Here is a 13,891-nt window from a genome sequence, read left to right on the forward strand (position 1 = left end):
CAGGAGCAGGCATGACCGCATCAACGAACGCCATCGAATTCACCGTGCACGACGCCTTCGCTCCGGATAAGTACGAGCCGTTCATCGTGGGGCGGGTCCAATGGTTGCGGCGTCCAGGTGACGGAAACCGCCCGGCTCTCTCCGCCGGCTTCTGGCACGTCACGCTCGAGGAGGCACCGGAACCGTTCGACCTGGTCATCGAGGCGGATGAAACCATCCACATCATCGAGGGGCACCTGCACATCGATGTCGTTGACGGCGACACGTTCGACCTGAAACCGGGCTCGGCCGCGTCGTTCAACAAAGGCACCCGAACCCGGTGGACCGTCGTGGAAACCACCACCGAATTCTTCGTCTACTCCTGATTCCGGTTCCCCAAACACCACCAGGAAGGCTTTGTCATGACTGAACCGAACTCCCCCACCGCACCCGCTGACGTCGTCGTCATCGGCGCCGGCTTTGCCGGTCTTACCGCGGCCCGTGAGCTGCGCCAGGCGGGCCGGACCGTGATCGTTCTCGAAGCCCGGGACCGGGTTGGCGGACGAACCTGGCTGGACACCCGGTTGGGGCGCCCGCTGGAGATGGGGGGCACCTGGGTGCACTGGACCCAGCCCCACGTATGGGCCGAAATGAAGCGCTACGGTATCGGGACGGTTCAGAGCCCTGTCCCCGAAACGGCCTACTGGTGGGCAGACGGCAAGCGCCACCAGGGAGACCCGGAGCGGCTCCTGAACGACATCGATGCGTCCAACCGCGAACTCGTGAAGGACTCACGACGGTACTTTCCGGAGCCCTTCACGCCGTTCGCGAACCCGGAGATCACCGATGTTGACGCCACGCCGCTGCCCAAAAAAATCGCAGAACTGCCGGTGAGCGACTATTTGAAGGACATCCTGGCGTCCTTCTGGTCCCTGAACTTCAACGGCCCCATCGACGATGCAGCCTTCACCCAGGCCCTCCGCTGGGTGGCACTGACCAACGGCGACTGGAGGGTCAGCTTCGAAGCATGCGCCACCTTCAAGATCCAGGGAGGGACAGGCGCGCTGATCAACGCTATTGCGGCCGGCACGGATGTCCGGCTGAACACCACGGTCCTTGCCGTCGAGCAGGACCACTCGGGCATATCCGTCAGGGCAGCGGACGGCTCAATGCATCGGGGGAATCATGTGATCTGTACCCTGCCCCTCGGCGCCCTGCCCGGAATCACCTTCGAACCGCCGCTGCCGGATTCCAGCAGAAAGGCCGTTGCCAACGGTCAGGTTTCCAAAGGCATCAAAGCCTGGATCAAGGTCACGGGCGCACTGCAGCCGTTTGTAGCCCTGGGGTCCGCCGACTGGCCGCTCAATTTCGCCCAGAAGGAGTACGACCAGGACGGAGACACCATCCTGGTCGCGTTTGGCCCGCACTCCGACAAGCTGGACACCACCGACCTCAGGCAGGTTCAGGCCGCCCTTGACCTGCTCCTGCCGGATGCTGAAGTCCTGGACGTTGCCAGCCACGACTGGACGGCCGATCCCTTCTCCGGGGAGACCTGGCCGATGCACCGGCCCGGGTATCTCACGGAATCCCTCGCCGACTTCCAGAAACGACAGGGCCGCCTGGTGATTGCGGGAGCTGACTACGCCAACGGCTGGGGCGGATTCATCGACGGGGCCATCGAAAGCGGCCTCGAAGCGGCGCGCCGCATCCAAGACACGGCCGTGACCTGCAGCCTCTACAGAGCCTGATCCGGCGAAGCGGCTGTGTGCCTGCCGGAGGACGTTTTCTTTGTAACAGGCAATGGTGCTGTGTCGAAGAACTGGTATTCGGTAGCAGCGGGGACACGGATTGTTCCGGCGGCCTCGGCTTTCTCCCGGATAAAGTCGTGGTCAGCGCGCGAAAGTACGATCTGCCCGTGCGGGTCACACGCAAGTTCACCGTGTGCGTCCTTGCTGATTTTGGCCGACATGGCGCGGGGCACGATCAGGCATCCTGGATTTTCGAGAAGCCACGTCCTTGTCTCGGAATCGAGCCGGTCCCACTCGTCCTTGAGGCTCATGCCAGCCTTTACCGCCTTCCTGCGTTGCTTCCTGAAGCTGAATTCCGTCCAGATTACTCCTGACGCCAAGCGGACGATAGAACAAAGGCAAAAAGTGTGGCGACTCCCCGAGCCGGTCCGGGCTTGTGGAGTCGCCACTGTTTAGGACAGCGATGATGGACACCGCTGTTTCGCAGACTTACGGTGGGCACATGAATGACACGCAGAAGGGCAATGATCCTACGCCCGATGACACGGAACATCCTGGAGAGCTTTCCCCGGATGCCTTCTCGCCCGTGATTGATCCGGACTTTGCGCCTGATGCCCCGGGGGCAACGCCGGAGGAGAAGCGGGCACGCGAGCATCCTGAGGAAACAGGCAGCTAAGGGGGCCACTTACCTCTCCGGCGGATGCTCCGTTGCCAGGATCAAGTCTTCAGGTGCCGCTGCGGCGGTCAGACGCGGCTTCTGCGCGTGACGGCGCCGAAGATGAGAAGCACGATGACGGCGCCGAGAATGGACAGCAGCCAGGTCCGGAGGTCGAAGAAATCACCGAGGCCGCCGCCGAAAATCAGCGAACCAATCCACCCGCCAAGAACTGCTCCCACAACACCCAGAACCAACGTGAGCAGCCAGCCGCCGCCCTGCCTTCCGGGAAGAATGGCCTTTGCGATAGCTCCCGCAATTAAGCCGAGCAGGAGAAATCCGAGAAATCCCATGACACACTTCCTTCCAATGGCCGATCGTACTGCCGGCGCGGGGCAGAATCCCTGCCCGGGTGCCGGTGGGCCAAGTTTATGTACCGGCAGACGGCCTGTCACGAGTGGCCACCACCCGCGAATGTGCCTCACTACCTACAGCACGGGCCTGCGGTACGCATCTGCCTGATCCGCGTCAGATTATGAGCTAAAATCCGGGCCACCCCGACCGCACTAGGCTTCACCTTATGAACGCGAGGTCTGGCACCGGCCCGGAACCAGGCGAGCAACGGCGCGTCCAACTGTACGCAGAGGCGGGGATGGCGGGCGCTGTCCTCTTCGTGTCCGTCTTCACCATTTTCGGATGGCTGTCCCCCGGTTATTCGCCGACGCGAATGTTCGTCAGCGAGCTGTCTTTGGGACCTAACGGCTGGGTGCAAATACTCAACTTTGTCCTGACCGGCGCCTTGTTGCTGGTGTTAGGCGTTGCGCTCGCCCGGCACTTCAGCAGCGGCGCAGCGTCCCGGGCCGGCCCTGCCCTGATACAGGGCATTGGGCTCTGCCTGATGGCGTCCGGACCATTCACCACCGATCCGTCAGCTATGTTCGACCAACGCAGTGCCCCGGGCATCGTGCACGGCATCTTCGGTGCCCTTGTCTTCACGTTCGCCCCGATCAGTTGCTTCGTGTTCTACCGGCGCTTCCGCCGTGACCCGGCCTGGCGGCCCTTGGCCGGATGGACACTGGCCAGCGGCGTCGTCCTCGCCCTCGGGGTTGCCCTGCTCAGATTGAGCCAACAGAACGGGAGCGGACTTTTCGAGTGGAAAGGGCTGGTGCAGCGGATCATCCTGGTCACGTTCATGGCCTGGATCTTTGCAGTCGCAGCCCGCCTGCGACGCCACCGCGGAGGTGCAGGCGACGGGAACTACGGCTAGTGTCGTGGAATGGTGCCGGACGTTGCAGTGAGGGATGCAAAGAGCATTTTGCGCGCCGAGATTCGTCTCCGCCGCAGGGCCCGATCGGTGAGCGAGCGCGAGAGCGCAACAGCAGGCCTGACGGAGAACCTGGTCGCCCTGGTACTCGACCATTCCCCTACCTTGGTGGGTTGCTACTTGTCCAGCGCCGAGGAACCGAACAGGCGGCCGTTCCTGAGCTGGGCCCAGGCCCACGGCGTGGACGTCCTCGTCCCGGTGAGCAGGCCGGAGGGGCTCCTTGACTGGGTACATGCCCGTGGTGGGGCCGAACAGCCCGGCCTGTTCGGTATCTCTGAAATGGTTGGTGATGCTGTGCCGGCCAGTGTGTTCCGGAGCGTTGAGCTGCTGTTAATACCCGCGGCCGCCGTTGACTCTTCCGGAATGAGGATGGGGTGGGGGCGCGGGTACTTTGACCGGGCTCTTGCGTTGTTGGAGGAACAGCCTCCGGTGTTCGCGGTGGTCTATGACGATGAGCTGTTGCCATCGGTCCCAAGCGAGAAACACGACAGGCCAGTGGACGGGGTCATCACGCCTAGTCAGACGCGGCACTTCTGATCAGCCTGGCGCGGACGGACTTTCGCGGGATCAGACGGTTTCCGTCGGGGCGGCACGGTGATCGATGCCGGCAGTCAGTGTGTCGATTCGATCGAGTGCGGCGCTCAGGCGCTCGACCGTTGCCCACAGGTCCGGATGCTGTTCCCGGACCTGTTCGAGGGTCGCGCCCGCGGACGTGAGCGCGGCGAGGTCGAAACTCACGTTGGTTCGCGCCCCGGTCACCGCTGCCCTGAGGGCACCGAAGGCGACGACGACATCGGCAACGAGCGCCGGGTTGCCGTTTGCAGCAAGCCATCCCAGGTCGCCGATGGCGTTGATGGCCCGCTCGCCGAGCACGGCAGATGCCTTGGCAGCCTCTACTGATGCCTGATGTATCGCGTCCTCGCGCTCGGGCCCCGGCGCCAGCCGGAATGCGGCCCCGAAGGCTTCGGAGGCTGACGCATCCTCATCGGCCAGGTGCAGGGCGGCTTCCCGGAGAGAAAGCGCCCGTGCGTGGATGCTGGCGAGCTCGGAACGCTGGTACTCCTCAACCTCTGTGTATCCGGCGACCATCGACGTCAAGGACGCGGCGATGGCAAGCATCACTCCTGTCCCGGCTCCGCCGCCTGGCGAACCAACGGACTCTGCCAGAGCCCGCGTCCAGTCTTCAACCGTCGAGTGTCCGGTGGTAACCGCTTCAGAATCAGCCATGACATCAAGTGTGCTCCGAATTTGACCTCCTGTCCGCGGATCAGGTGAGCTTCGGTGCGCTGGAGAGGAGGGCGGCGCAGGGGTGAATTCCAAGGGTGGTTGCAACACTCATGGATAAGTCCACTGAGCCAAACCTGCAGCAGGCTCCCGTTCAGAAACTTCCGGACGAGGGCCTTCTCCGTGGGCTATATCGGAGTGTTCTAATGCAGACCGATTTCTGATTGGGACCAGTCCTGTCGAAATCCTCGCGAATGAGTATGAAATTCGGCAATAGCGATGCTGGATTCATTTCCCGATATGAATGCTAGTCTGCCCGCATGGCAAAACGAGTAATAACCACGCTTGAAGATGATCTGGATGGCACCGAAGCGAGTGAGACAATTACATTCGCTTTCGACGGCGCAGAATATGAGATTGATCTCAATGAAACCAACGCGCGCGAGCTCCGGACAGCAATGTCCAAATACACTTCTGTGTCGCGGAAATCTGCCCTCCGTGGCAGGCCTGCACGCAACGCGGGCGCCACAAAGGACACCAAAGCCGTCCGTGCCTGGGCGATTGCAAACGGTATTCCTGTCAGCGTCCGGGGTCGGGTTCCGGCAGATGTAATCGAGCGCTACGCAGCGGCCCACTAGAAGCAGGGCCACTAGGGTAGGCGAAGGAGAACACACGCCCCGGGCTCCAAGGCAGACATCAGACAGGATCTGACTGGACGCGCGAACAAACAGAATCTGGACCGGAAGTGCGACTACCCCCGGTTCAGATTCTGCCTTTTTTGTGGCCCATCTTCTGCGATTAGCGCCGCTGATAGGCTCCTCGGCAAACCGGACGGAATGAGCGGGCATAAAACCCAGCTCTCCCGCCAGTGGATTCACTTAACCGGGGAATCCTTGCAATGTTTATCCCGATAATCGTCATTGCTGCCAATTAGGGTTTCAAAACGTGCTGCGGGCAATTTGGGGGTCGGGCTGCGAGACTCGTGCCCAGCCATCGGCAAACGTAGTCACCGAGATCCTGCAGGAGTCGATCGTTAGCCCAGGCTCGATGTTTTACGCCGATTCGTCGCCTTTGTCGGTGGCGCCGGGATCCTCTTCCGGTTCGAAGGTATTGGCCTCCGCACCCGCGCCGATCCCGATGCCGTCTTCGGAGTTGGGGATGCCGTCACCCTCGTCCGGGGCCTGGGAACCTGGCGGCTTCTGCTCGCCGGCTGCGCCGTCCTCCCCGCGTTCCCTCTCTACCTCTTCTGCATTCATGTCGGCCTCCTGGGTCCTGTCGTGGGGATATTCACGCTAGCACCCGGGCTGTGGAACCGTAAGCCTGCTTCGAATCGGCCATCCAAGCAGATGCGCGTCCGACCAGAGCCTACATACTTCCTGTCGTGGCCGAAAACAAGGTCTGTTCCGACCCCGGGACGGACCATACAATCGGGGTGGACGCTACCGGCCAAGGCACCCCCGGGCAACGCCCGCGGGGGAACCACACCATGCTCCAGCGGTGCCGGCAAGGATGCGGACAATGACAGACATTCAGGGGCTCATCAACTCCCTCCAGCCCGAAGACCTCGCCGAACTTCAGGAGCGGGGCCCGGGCCAGCTCCTTGGCCCGGACATGCTGGATGCCATTGACCGGGCTGCCGGCGGCCCCGGAGAAGGCCGCGGCTATTACGTCGTCCGCGGCAGCCTGGAGCCGCTGGAGCAACGCCAGTACCACCTCCGCGACGACGTCGTCGCTGCAATCTTTGCCCCCTCGACACTGGAAGGCTCGGCTGAGGCGGACGCCTGACCGCCGGGACCTCCGCTGCGCCACTACGTTGGATGCGGTCGGAAGCGTAGCGAAACGAATTTTTGGTGAAGTCTTACACCATCAGGTCGATATCCGCGCCAGCTACGAATTCTCCTGTCTAGTCTGGGCTGGTGGAGTACTTTGAGTCGGAAGCGCTGATAAATGCCCGGGCCTCGACAGTATGGGAAGTCATCACCGATAGCGGGAATCTCACAGTCTGGGAGTCCGGAATCACCGCGATCGACGGCGAACTGCGCAACGGCGGCACCATCCGAATCAGGACCCCCGACGCGGGCGGGCGCACCCTCCGGCTCCGTGTGGAGCAGATGCCGGGAGAAGTCATGACCTGGACCAGTGGCCTGCCGCTGGGCCTGTTCCGGCGAGTACGCACTTTCACCCTGTCACCACGGGCCGGACTCACCCACCTCAAAGTCAGGGAAGAAGTCAGCGGGCTCTTAGCGGGGCTCCGCGGAGGTATCCGCCCGGACACCACCCGGTTGCTGTACGACTACTGCCGGGCAGTCACTAAACGCGCCGAGTTGCTTGACCGGAGCTCCTAAGAGCGACGCTTCCGGTAAGAGCCCCGGAGGAACGGCAAAGGAGGTGCCACTTAGGCGGCGGCCGGTTCCTCCCCGGGACCGTTCGGCCCGGTACCGGCACTGCGCACACGGACGATTTCAAGATCGGCCATGTCCAACAAACGACGCCCTCCGGTCAGCTCGTCAAGGATCCAGAACAGTCCATGCTCGGGAACCCTCTCCGTTACACTCCCCCGGTGCACGAGGGAACCCTTGTACCGGGCAACGATGATATCCCCGGCATCGAGTTCGTGGCAGCTACCAACAACAGTCTCTTCACCCATGGTCATGAGTCGCATCCTTTCCTAAGCTTCCGCTCTCACAGAGTGCACGCTCAAGGTTGCTCCAAAGTTTCCGCCGAATGATCTTTCTGTGCGAATGTGCAGCGTCCTCTCAGGAAGCTGACTCAATTGGGTCGGAAAGGTTCAGTCTCCGACGGCTTCGCGGCCGCGCCGCACGATGAGCGGGTCGGGGTCATACACAACCAGAGAGTCTTTGCCGTCGTAGTCGAATTGATTCAGGAAGAATCGGATGGCGTTGATCCGCCCACGTTTCTTGTCGTTGGACTTGATGGTGATCCACGGCGCGTGATCGGTGTCGGTGCGCACGAACGTCTCTTCCTTGGCCTCCGTGTACTCCTCCCACCGGTCCAGGGAGGCCAAGTCCACGGGCGAAAGCTTCCAGCGCCGCACCGGGTCGATCTGCCGGATGGCAAAGCGGGTACGCTGCTCGTGGCGGGTCACCGAGAACCAGAATTTGTTGAGGTGGATTCCGGAGTCCACCAGCATCTTCTCGAAAACCGGCGCCTGCTCCATGAAGGTGTGATATTCCTCGTCGGTGCAAAAGCCCATGACCCGTTCCACGTTCCCCCGGTTGTACCAGGAACGGTCGAACATCACGATTTCACCTGCGGTGGGCAGGTGCTGGATGTAGCGCTGGAAGTACCATTGACCCTGTTCACGGTCGGACGGTTTGCTGAGTGCCACGGTCCGGGCCGAGCGGGGATCCAAGTGTTCGGTGAATCGTTTGATCGTCCCGCCCTTGCCCGCGGCGTCGCGGCCTTCGAAAACGATCACATTCTTGAGGCCGTGGTCCTGGCCCCAATACTGGAACTTCAGCAGTTCGACCTGCAGGCGGTATTTCTCGAGCTCGTATTCCTCCCGGGACATCCGCGCCTCGTACGGGTAGTCCTCCCGCCAGGTCTCCACTGCAGAACCGCCGGGGTCGATGAGCTCCGGGTCTTCCCCCTGGCCGCCCCTCACGGTGTAGCCCAATTCCACCAGACGGTCGATGGCATGGCGGAGGTTGTCCCTGACCCACCACTGATCCCCGGGCGTCCACGGCTGTGCCTGTGCCATCCGGGTCTCCTTCCGGCATCGCCAAAGCGTCGACGGCAGTTTACAGGACGGCAGACAGCCCGAGAAGACAGGGGGGAAACCCGTCCCAGGCAGACGCTCGCCCGGAATCAGTGGACGGCAAGAATCAGGTAGAGGGCTGTGAGGACCAGCGCAGTGGGCGTCATAATGAGGCGCTCCGGCCTGCTGCGGGAGATCCCGTTCATGATCACACCGAGTGCGAAGTAGGCCGTCAGGACCCACATGGTGACCGACATGAAGCTCCCGCTCACCAACGGAGGAACCCAGCCGACTTTGGCAAGCGCCGCGTACCCGAAGAGAGCGTAAAGGACCATGGATACAGCGCTGCCCGCCCTTAGCCGGGCAGGCAGCACATCGTGCTGTCCGCCCCAAGCAAACCTGCCAAGGGAGGCCCCGCCGATCAGTGCCCCCTGAAAAACGGCCAGACCGGCCAGAACTGCACACGCGGCCAGCGCGGCGAACTGATCAAGCATCATAACAACCCCATCTTCCTGTCCTGCCGGAGACCGCTCTGCCCTGCCAGTTTTCCTTGAGTCCTCGCATCGAGGCCGCTGGCCAGCCCGCAGTCGCTGCGGAAATTAGCTGTACCAGAACAAGGTGAACACTGCGCCTCAGGATCAGTGATTGTGGATGGGAATCAACATTCCCGCCGCACCTGCGACCGAGAGGGCGGCGCGGATGTGATTGGCTGGAGTCCACGATTGCTGGAAGCTGTGCCACTGGCGATCAGGCCGGCCATCGCCACCCCTGTCCAGCCGGTTGTTCAGCGGCACGTTCACCATGATCGTGGATGCCCACCCAGCGAGATAGGCTGCCGCCCCGGCCACACGTACCGGCGACTGTGCCAGCGGGTCGGTAGCCGCAGCGACGGCGACCGCGCCGCAGGCGGCCGCGGTCCCGAAAAACACGATCATGAATGGAAGCCTGACGGCATTCCTGTTGATGGAGACCATAGTCGCGATGGCCTCCGTCGCTGGCTGCCTCCGAAGCGCGGGTATGACAACGGCGGAGAAAGCGAGGTAGAAGCCGCCCGCCACCGCGGAGCCGGTGCCGGCGATCAGTGGCAGCCACGTGTTCACGGCAACTCCGGCCAGCTCGTTTGTGAAGGTCATAACTCCAGACTGCCCGTATTTTGTTGGACGTTGAATACTTCACACTCCAATCTGCATACGCCAAGGTCTAGGATGCGAAGCATGGATCCCCTATCCCAGTTCCTCACGGGCCCCCGGGCACAGTCCGCGTTCACTCTGCGGGTGGTGATGGACCCGCCGTTCGCCATTGACGTTCAGGACGAGGCCGCCCTGACCGTAATTGTGGCAGTCCGCGGGAACGCCTGGATCAGCGCAGAGGGTAGCCCTCCGCGGTCGCTGGGCCCAGGACAAGCGGCCACCGTCCGCGGGCCCGCCCCATACATGGTCGCCGATGCCCCCGGCCGGCTACCCACCGTGGTGATCGACCCCGGGCAGTCCTGCCGCACCCCGGCCGGGGAACACTTGGAGCCCACCATGGCCCAGGGCGTGCGGACCTGGGGCAGCAGCCCGGACGGGAGAGTCGTCCTGCTGATTGGTACCTATCAGACGGCGGCAGCGGCCGGCCTGCTGGTTACAGCAGCCCTCCCCGCTTTGGCTGTCTTCGACGAGAACGAGGCCGATCCAGTCCTGCTGAAGCTGCTCGAGCACGAGCTTACCCACACGGACTTAGGGCAGGAGAGTGCCCTGGACCGGACCCTTGACCTCCTGCTTCTGCAGCTGGTTCGCGTCAGCGCCCGCCGCGCCGAGGGTGTGCTTCCCAGCTGGGCCGCAGGAACCCGCGACCCCATTGTTGCCGGGGCCTTAGTCCTCCTGCACCAGGAACCGGCGGAGCCGTGGACCGTCGCTGAACTGGCCCGGCGGGCGCACGTATCGCGGGCAACCATGGCCGCACGGTTCCACACCGCCGTCGGGCAGCCACCCATGGCCTACCTCACGGCCTGGCGCCTGGCGCTGGCAGCAGACCGGCTGGCTGCCAGCCTGGCCACTACCGCCGTCATCGCCGCAGAGGTCGGCTACAGCAATGCCTTCACCTTCAGCGCCGCATTCTCGAGGGTCTACGGCGTCAGCCCGACAAGCTACCGGCGATCCGCACAGAACACGGACCCTCTCGCGGACCGAGTGCATCCGAACTAGACCTCCGAGGCGCTCCTCCTCTATCTGTTCCCCGGGACAATGAGGACCGGACGCTGTTGGCTGTGCATCAGGGACACGGAAACTGATCCCTCGAGGAGTCTGTCCATCCATGCCAGGGATCCGGGCCGGTCAGCCCCGACAACGAGCAATGATGCGTTTGTGCTCTCTGCCAGCCGGACGAGGGCCTTGGAAACATCGCCGTTCAGTACGCGGAAGGACCACGTCTCCCCCGGCTGCCCGAGAATGGATTCCAGTTTCAGTTGGAGCTGCTTCGAGGGGTAGTCGGTCTCTTCGCTGACGATCGGCTCCAGCGAGAGAGCAGCCCTTTTGCCCTCCGGTTCCCATTCGGTCAGATAACTGGCTGGATCCACAAAGGCACAGACAAGATGCACCTCCAGAGCGGCCGCGAGCTCCATGGCTGTGCGGACCAGGAGCTCGGAAAATGTCCACCCGACTCCCAGCACAATTGGCCCGTCCAGCGATCCATCATCAGACACGGGAACCTCGGGCGGGCATGCCTAAGGCCCTGTGAGCTCCGCGTAGAGCTTCTGGACCCGGGCCTTGATGTCGTCCCTGACCAGGCGCATCCGTTCCATGCCTTCGATGCCGCGTTCGGAGGGTTCATCGGTTTCCCACACGTCGAAGCGGGTGCCTTCGTGCGGTTCGAGCTTCGCCTCGGTGCCGAGGATGATGACGGCGTCCACGGTTTCCAGGACCTCGTCGGTGACGGGTTTGGGGTGTTCGCCGGTGATATCGATGCCGAGTTCGGTCAGGGAATCCACGGCCTGGGGGTTGAGGGATTTTCCCGGTTTGGTGCCTGCGGAGTAGACGGTGACAGCTGCCCCGGCGAGCTGCTTCATCAGTCCCGCAGCGAGCTGGGATTTCCCGCCGTTCTTGCTGCAGACGAAGAGCACAGCAGGGGTCTTCTGCGCGTGGGATGTTTCCTGGGTCATGAGTGCGTTGCTTCCTTTGTGAGTGAGGCGACCAGGGTTTTGACCCGGTCGTGGATCTGGTCCCGGATCTCCCGGACCTTTTCGAGGGGCTGGTCGGCCGGGTCCGGCAGATCCCAGTCCTCGTAGCGTTTGCCGGGATAGATGGGGCAGGAATCTCCGCATCCCATGGTGATAACCACGTCGGAGGCCCGCACAACGTCGTCGGTGAGCGGCTTGGGGTAGTTCTGCGAGAGGTCCAGTCCCATCTCGGACATCACTGTCACGACAGCGGTATCGAGTTCGGCTGCCGGCAGAGAGCCTGCGGAGCGGACATGGATCCTGCCCTTGGCCTCGACGGTGAGCAGGGCGGCGGCCATCTGGGACCGTCCGGCGTTCTGCACGCAGACGAACAGGACCTCGGGCATCTCAGAGGCGATCGCTCCCTTCGATTTGGCCAGGGCGTTGAGCCTGTCGCTGGCGAAGTGTTCGGTGGTGGCGGGCAGATAGGTGGTGATCTTCGCTGTCCGGGCCAGCGCCGTGTAGGACTCGAAGACGTAGCGTTCGACGGTTTCGACGGCGAAGATCCCGGCGAATCTGTCAGCGAGGCGGGCGCTGATGCGGTGCAGGAGCTCGGTGTTGTCCTGCAGACCCAGGCTGGTTTGACGGTGTTCGGTCATGACGGCACTCCATTTGGTGGGATTACTGACGGATGATATTCAGTTGCTACCGGAGCGCCCGTGGGACAGGCCCGTGGGGAACCCCACCAGAACCGGTTCCGGAGCGGTGCAGCAGCCGTCCTCAGCTGACGGTGCGGCTGCAGCCGGGACGTCACAGCTGGTGCCGGCATCGGAGGAGCAGACCCCGGTCTCGGGGAGTTCAAGCTGGACGGTATCTGCCGCTTCCCGGTCCCCGGCCAAGGCTGCCGCCACTGAGCGGACCTGTTCGTAGCCGGTGGCGAGCAGGAAGGTCGGCGCCCGCCCGTAGGACTTCATGCCGACGATGTAGAAGTCTTTGTCCGGGTGGGCGAGCAGCTTGGCACCGTGTGGGGGGACGGTACCACAGGAGTGGAATTCGGGGTCGATCAACGGGCCCAGCTCCCTGGGAGCTTCGACGGCGGGATCAAGTTCGAGGCGGAGTTCGCGCAGGATCTCCAGGTCCGGCCGGAAGCCTGTGCACGGGACAACGATGTCGGCCTCAAGGATCCGGCCGTCAACCGATCCGACGGTCACCTCTGAGTCGAGGGATTTCAGCGAGCTGATGCCGAAGCCGGTGTGCAGTTCGATGGTGCCTGCCTCGACGAGGCGGCGCAGTCGGGCACCGAGCTGGCCGCGGGCGGGCAGCCCGTCGGCGTCCCCGCCGCCGTAGACCTTCTCTGCGGACGCGCCGCGGACCGCCCACAGGATCCGGGTGTCCGGTTCTTCCTTGGCGAGATCGGCGAGGCTGATCAGAGTGTTGGCGGCGGAGTGGCCGGCGCCGACGACCAGGACACGGCGGCCGGCGAACGCTGCGCGGTCGCGACCGGTGACGTCCGGGAGCGGGGCGGAGATCCGATCGGCTGCGGCGTCCTCGCCGATGGCGGCCAGGCCCGAGGTGCCGAGCGGGTTGCGGATGGACCACGTGCCGGAGGCGTCAATGACTCCGGCCACGGTGTGGTCGCGGGTTTCTCCGTCCTCGTGCTGAACCCGGACGACGAAGGGTGTGGTGTCGCGGTTGCTGGTGTGGGTTTTGTCCATGCCGGTGCGGGTCACGGCGAGTACCTTGGCGCCGGTCTGCAACCGGGAAGCGATCTCAGGAAGGGCGGCCAGCGGTGTCAGGTACTGGTCGATGAGTTCGCCGCCGTAGGGAAGGGCCGTGGGCCGGGGTGATTCCCAGCCGGTTGCCTCGAGCAGGCGCACGGCGGCGCCGTCGATGTTGAACCGCCACGGGGAGAAGAGGCGGATGTGGCGCCATTGCTCGATGGCTGCGCCCGCTGCGGGCCCGGCTTCGAGGATCAGGGGTTCGAGGCCGCGTTCGAGCAGGTGGGCGGCGGCGGCCAGACCCACGGGGCCGGCGCCGATCACTGCAACGGGAAGGCTTTTTGCGGAATCCATGGGTCCTCTTTCAGCGTAGGTATCGGCGTAAGTTG

At 63.5% G+C, this 13,891-nt stretch carries 21 protein-coding genes; 9 read left to right on the top strand and 12 right to left on the bottom strand.

Going from position 1 to position 13,891, the window contains the following annotated elements:
- Nucleotides 1–11: 11 nt before the first annotated feature.
- Both J2805_RS07025 and J2805_RS07030 read left to right on the top strand, forming a co-directional pair.
- Nucleotides 12–365, top strand: a complete 354-nt coding sequence (locus J2805_RS07025) for a cupin domain-containing protein (RefSeq protein ID WP_309971272.1) — start codon at nt 12–14, stop codon at nt 363–365.
- Nucleotides 366–401: 36 nt separating this feature from the next.
- Nucleotides 402–1,727, top strand: coding sequence for a flavin monoamine oxidase family protein (locus tag J2805_RS07030; protein ID WP_309971275.1), 1,326 nt, complete (start codon nt 402–404; stop codon nt 1,725–1,727).
- On the opposite strand, the gene J2805_RS07035 is transcribed toward J2805_RS07030, so the two are convergent.
- Nucleotides 1,715–2,038 (bottom strand): hypothetical protein, encoded by a 324-nt coding sequence (locus J2805_RS07035; RefSeq protein WP_309971278.1) that lies wholly within the window; start codon nt 2,036–2,038, stop codon nt 1,715–1,717. The two genes, J2805_RS07030 and J2805_RS07035, sit on opposite strands and share 13 nt — an antisense overlap.
- Nucleotides 2,039–2,229: 191 nt before the next feature.
- On the opposite strand from J2805_RS07035, the gene J2805_RS07040 reads away from it, so the two are divergent.
- Complete coding sequence (locus J2805_RS07040) at nt 2,230–2,403, top strand: hypothetical protein (RefSeq protein ID WP_309971281.1); 174 nt, start codon at nt 2,230–2,232, stop codon at nt 2,401–2,403.
- Between the two features lie 68 nt (nt 2,404–2,471).
- On the opposite strand, the gene J2805_RS07045 is transcribed toward J2805_RS07040, so the two are convergent.
- A complete protein-coding gene (locus J2805_RS07045; RefSeq protein WP_307046836.1) occupies nt 2,472–2,735 on the bottom strand; it encodes a GlsB/YeaQ/YmgE family stress response membrane protein in 264 nt (87 codons plus the stop codon).
- Nucleotides 2,736–2,962: 227 nt separating this feature from the next.
- Here J2805_RS07045 and J2805_RS07050 point away from each other — a divergent pair, with 227 nt between their 5' ends.
- Nucleotides 2,963–3,649, top strand: coding sequence for a DUF998 domain-containing protein (locus tag J2805_RS07050; protein WP_309971287.1), 687 nt, complete (start codon nt 2,963–2,965; stop codon nt 3,647–3,649).
- A 9-nt stretch (nt 3,650–3,658) separates the two neighbouring features.
- Entirely contained in the window at nt 3,659–4,243 is a 585-nt protein-coding gene (locus J2805_RS07055) for a 5-formyltetrahydrofolate cyclo-ligase (RefSeq protein WP_309971291.1), read from the top strand.
- A 30-nt stretch (nt 4,244–4,273) separates the two neighbouring features.
- Here J2805_RS07055 and J2805_RS07060 read toward each other — a convergent pair whose 3' ends face one another.
- Nucleotides 4,274–4,933: a cyclodeaminase/cyclohydrolase family protein gene (locus tag J2805_RS07060; protein ID WP_309971294.1), complete on the bottom strand. Its 660-nt coding sequence runs from the start codon at nt 4,931–4,933 to the stop codon at nt 4,274–4,276.
- A gap of 317 nt (nt 4,934–5,250) precedes the next feature.
- On the opposite strand from J2805_RS07060, the gene J2805_RS07065 reads away from it, so the two are divergent.
- The gene (locus J2805_RS07065) at nt 5,251–5,568 is read left to right on the top strand and encodes a histone-like nucleoid-structuring protein Lsr2 (RefSeq protein WP_309971296.1); all 318 of its coding nucleotides are present in this window, start codon (nt 5,251–5,253) and stop codon (nt 5,566–5,568) included.
- A gap of 414 nt (nt 5,569–5,982) precedes the next feature.
- On the opposite strand, the gene J2805_RS07070 is transcribed toward J2805_RS07065, so the two are convergent.
- Complete coding sequence (locus J2805_RS07070; RefSeq protein WP_309971298.1) at nt 5,983–6,186, bottom strand: hypothetical protein; 204 nt, start codon at nt 6,184–6,186, stop codon at nt 5,983–5,985.
- A gap of 262 nt (nt 6,187–6,448) precedes the next feature.
- Between J2805_RS07070 and J2805_RS07075 the strand changes: the two genes are divergently transcribed.
- Both J2805_RS07075 and J2805_RS07080 read left to right on the top strand, forming a co-directional pair.
- The gene (locus tag J2805_RS07075; protein ID WP_309971300.1) at nt 6,449–6,715 is read left to right on the top strand and encodes a hypothetical protein; all 267 of its coding nucleotides are present in this window, start codon (nt 6,449–6,451) and stop codon (nt 6,713–6,715) included.
- A 131-nt stretch (nt 6,716–6,846) separates the two neighbouring features.
- Nucleotides 6,847–7,275 (top strand): SRPBCC family protein, encoded by a 429-nt coding sequence (locus tag J2805_RS07080; RefSeq protein WP_309971302.1) that lies wholly within the window; start codon nt 6,847–6,849, stop codon nt 7,273–7,275.
- Nucleotides 7,276–7,325: 50 nt separating this feature from the next.
- Here the strand turns inward: J2805_RS07080 and J2805_RS07085 are convergent, their stop codons facing one another.
- From J2805_RS07085 to J2805_RS07100, 4 genes are all read right to left on the bottom strand, one after another.
- The gene (locus tag J2805_RS07085; protein ID WP_309971304.1) at nt 7,326–7,583 is read right to left on the bottom strand and encodes a hypothetical protein; all 258 of its coding nucleotides are present in this window, start codon (nt 7,581–7,583) and stop codon (nt 7,326–7,328) included.
- A gap of 135 nt (nt 7,584–7,718) precedes the next feature.
- Entirely contained in the window at nt 7,719–8,651 is a 933-nt protein-coding gene (gene ppk2, locus J2805_RS07090; protein WP_309971307.1) for a polyphosphate kinase 2, read from the bottom strand.
- 107 nt (nt 8,652–8,758) lie between these two features.
- Entirely contained in the window at nt 8,759–9,145 is a 387-nt protein-coding gene (locus tag J2805_RS07095) for a hypothetical protein (protein ID WP_309971309.1), read from the bottom strand.
- 141 nt (nt 9,146–9,286) lie between these two features.
- Complete coding sequence (locus tag J2805_RS07100; RefSeq protein ID WP_309971312.1) at nt 9,287–9,781, bottom strand: anthrone oxygenase family protein; 495 nt, start codon at nt 9,779–9,781, stop codon at nt 9,287–9,289.
- Nucleotides 9,782–9,862: 81 nt separating this feature from the next.
- Here J2805_RS07100 and J2805_RS07105 point away from each other — a divergent pair, with 81 nt between their 5' ends.
- Nucleotides 9,863–10,834: an AraC family transcriptional regulator gene (locus J2805_RS07105; protein WP_309971314.1), complete on the top strand. Its 972-nt coding sequence runs from the start codon at nt 9,863–9,865 to the stop codon at nt 10,832–10,834.
- 20 nt (nt 10,835–10,854) lie between these two features.
- Here J2805_RS07105 and J2805_RS07110 read toward each other — a convergent pair whose 3' ends face one another.
- The 4 genes from J2805_RS07110 to J2805_RS07125 are packed head-to-tail and all read right to left on the bottom strand — an operon-like array spanning nt 10,855 to nt 13,856.
- Nucleotides 10,855–11,331 carry a universal stress protein gene (locus J2805_RS07110; protein ID WP_309971317.1) on the bottom strand — a complete coding sequence of 159 codons (477 nt, stop codon included), beginning with the start codon at nt 11,329–11,331 and terminating at the stop codon, nt 10,855–10,857.
- Nucleotides 11,332–11,352: 21 nt separating this feature from the next.
- Nucleotides 11,353–11,787 carry an arsenate-mycothiol transferase ArsC gene (locus J2805_RS07115; protein WP_309971320.1) on the bottom strand — a complete coding sequence of 145 codons (435 nt, stop codon included), beginning with the start codon at nt 11,785–11,787 and terminating at the stop codon, nt 11,353–11,355.
- Nucleotides 11,784–12,443 (bottom strand): arsenate reductase ArsC, encoded by a 660-nt coding sequence (locus tag J2805_RS07120; protein WP_309971324.1) that lies wholly within the window; start codon nt 12,441–12,443, stop codon nt 11,784–11,786. Before J2805_RS07120 ends, J2805_RS07115 begins: the two co-directional genes overlap by 4 nt.
- Nucleotides 12,444–12,482: 39 nt before the next feature.
- Nucleotides 12,483–13,856 (bottom strand): FAD-dependent oxidoreductase, encoded by a 1,374-nt coding sequence (locus J2805_RS07125; protein WP_309971327.1) that lies wholly within the window; start codon nt 13,854–13,856, stop codon nt 12,483–12,485.
- Nucleotides 13,857–13,891 lie beyond the last annotated feature (35 nt).

Source organism: Arthrobacter oryzae (genome assembly GCF_031454875.1).
GTDB classification, from domain to species: domain Bacteria; phylum Actinomycetota; class Actinomycetes; order Actinomycetales; family Micrococcaceae; genus Arthrobacter; species Arthrobacter oryzae_D.

Coding starts and splice junctions, on each gene's coding strand:
- J2805_RS07040 (WP_309971281.1), top strand. CDS start 2,230: ATGAATGACACGCAGAAGGGCAATGATCCTACGCCCGATGACACGGAA.
- J2805_RS07055 (WP_309971291.1), top strand. CDS start 3,659: ATGGTGCCGGACGTTGCAGTGAGGGATGCAAAGAGCATTTTGCGCGCC.
- J2805_RS07030 (WP_309971275.1), top strand. CDS start 402: ATGACTGAACCGAACTCCCCCACCGCACCCGCTGACGTCGTCGTCATC.
- J2805_RS07035 (WP_309971278.1), bottom strand. CDS start 2,038: ATGAGCCTCAAGGACGAGTGGGACCGGCTCGATTCCGAGACAAGGACG.
- J2805_RS07065 (WP_309971296.1), top strand. CDS start 5,251: ATGGCAAAACGAGTAATAACCACGCTTGAAGATGATCTGGATGGCACC.
- J2805_RS07100 (WP_309971312.1), bottom strand. CDS start 9,781: ATGACCTTCACAAACGAGCTGGCCGGAGTTGCCGTGAACACGTGGCTG.
- J2805_RS07045 (WP_307046836.1), bottom strand. CDS start 2,735: ATGGGATTTCTCGGATTTCTCCTGCTCGGCTTAATTGCGGGAGCTATC.
- J2805_RS07060 (WP_309971294.1), bottom strand. CDS start 4,933: ATGGCTGATTCTGAAGCGGTTACCACCGGACACTCGACGGTTGAAGAC.
- J2805_RS07095 (WP_309971309.1), bottom strand. CDS start 9,145: ATGATGCTTGATCAGTTCGCCGCGCTGGCCGCGTGTGCAGTTCTGGCC.
- J2805_RS07025 (WP_309971272.1), top strand. CDS start 12: ATGACCGCATCAACGAACGCCATCGAATTCACCGTGCACGACGCCTTC.
- J2805_RS07105 (WP_309971314.1), top strand. CDS start 9,863: ATGGATCCCCTATCCCAGTTCCTCACGGGCCCCCGGGCACAGTCCGCG.
- J2805_RS07120 (WP_309971324.1), bottom strand. CDS start 12,443: ATGACCGAACACCGTCAAACCAGCCTGGGTCTGCAGGACAACACCGAG.
- J2805_RS07085 (WP_309971304.1), bottom strand. CDS start 7,583: ATGACCATGGGTGAAGAGACTGTTGTTGGTAGCTGCCACGAACTCGAT.
- J2805_RS07050 (WP_309971287.1), top strand. CDS start 2,963: ATGAACGCGAGGTCTGGCACCGGCCCGGAACCAGGCGAGCAACGGCGC.
- J2805_RS07125 (WP_309971327.1), bottom strand. CDS start 13,856: ATGGATTCCGCAAAAAGCCTTCCCGTTGCAGTGATCGGCGCCGGCCCC.
- ppk2 (WP_309971307.1), bottom strand. CDS start 8,651: ATGGCACAGGCACAGCCGTGGACGCCCGGGGATCAGTGGTGGGTCAGG.
- J2805_RS07115 (WP_309971320.1), bottom strand. CDS start 11,787: ATGACCCAGGAAACATCCCACGCGCAGAAGACCCCTGCTGTGCTCTTC.
- J2805_RS07070 (WP_309971298.1), bottom strand. CDS start 6,186: ATGAATGCAGAAGAGGTAGAGAGGGAACGCGGGGAGGACGGCGCAGCC.
- J2805_RS07075 (WP_309971300.1), top strand. CDS start 6,449: ATGACAGACATTCAGGGGCTCATCAACTCCCTCCAGCCCGAAGACCTC.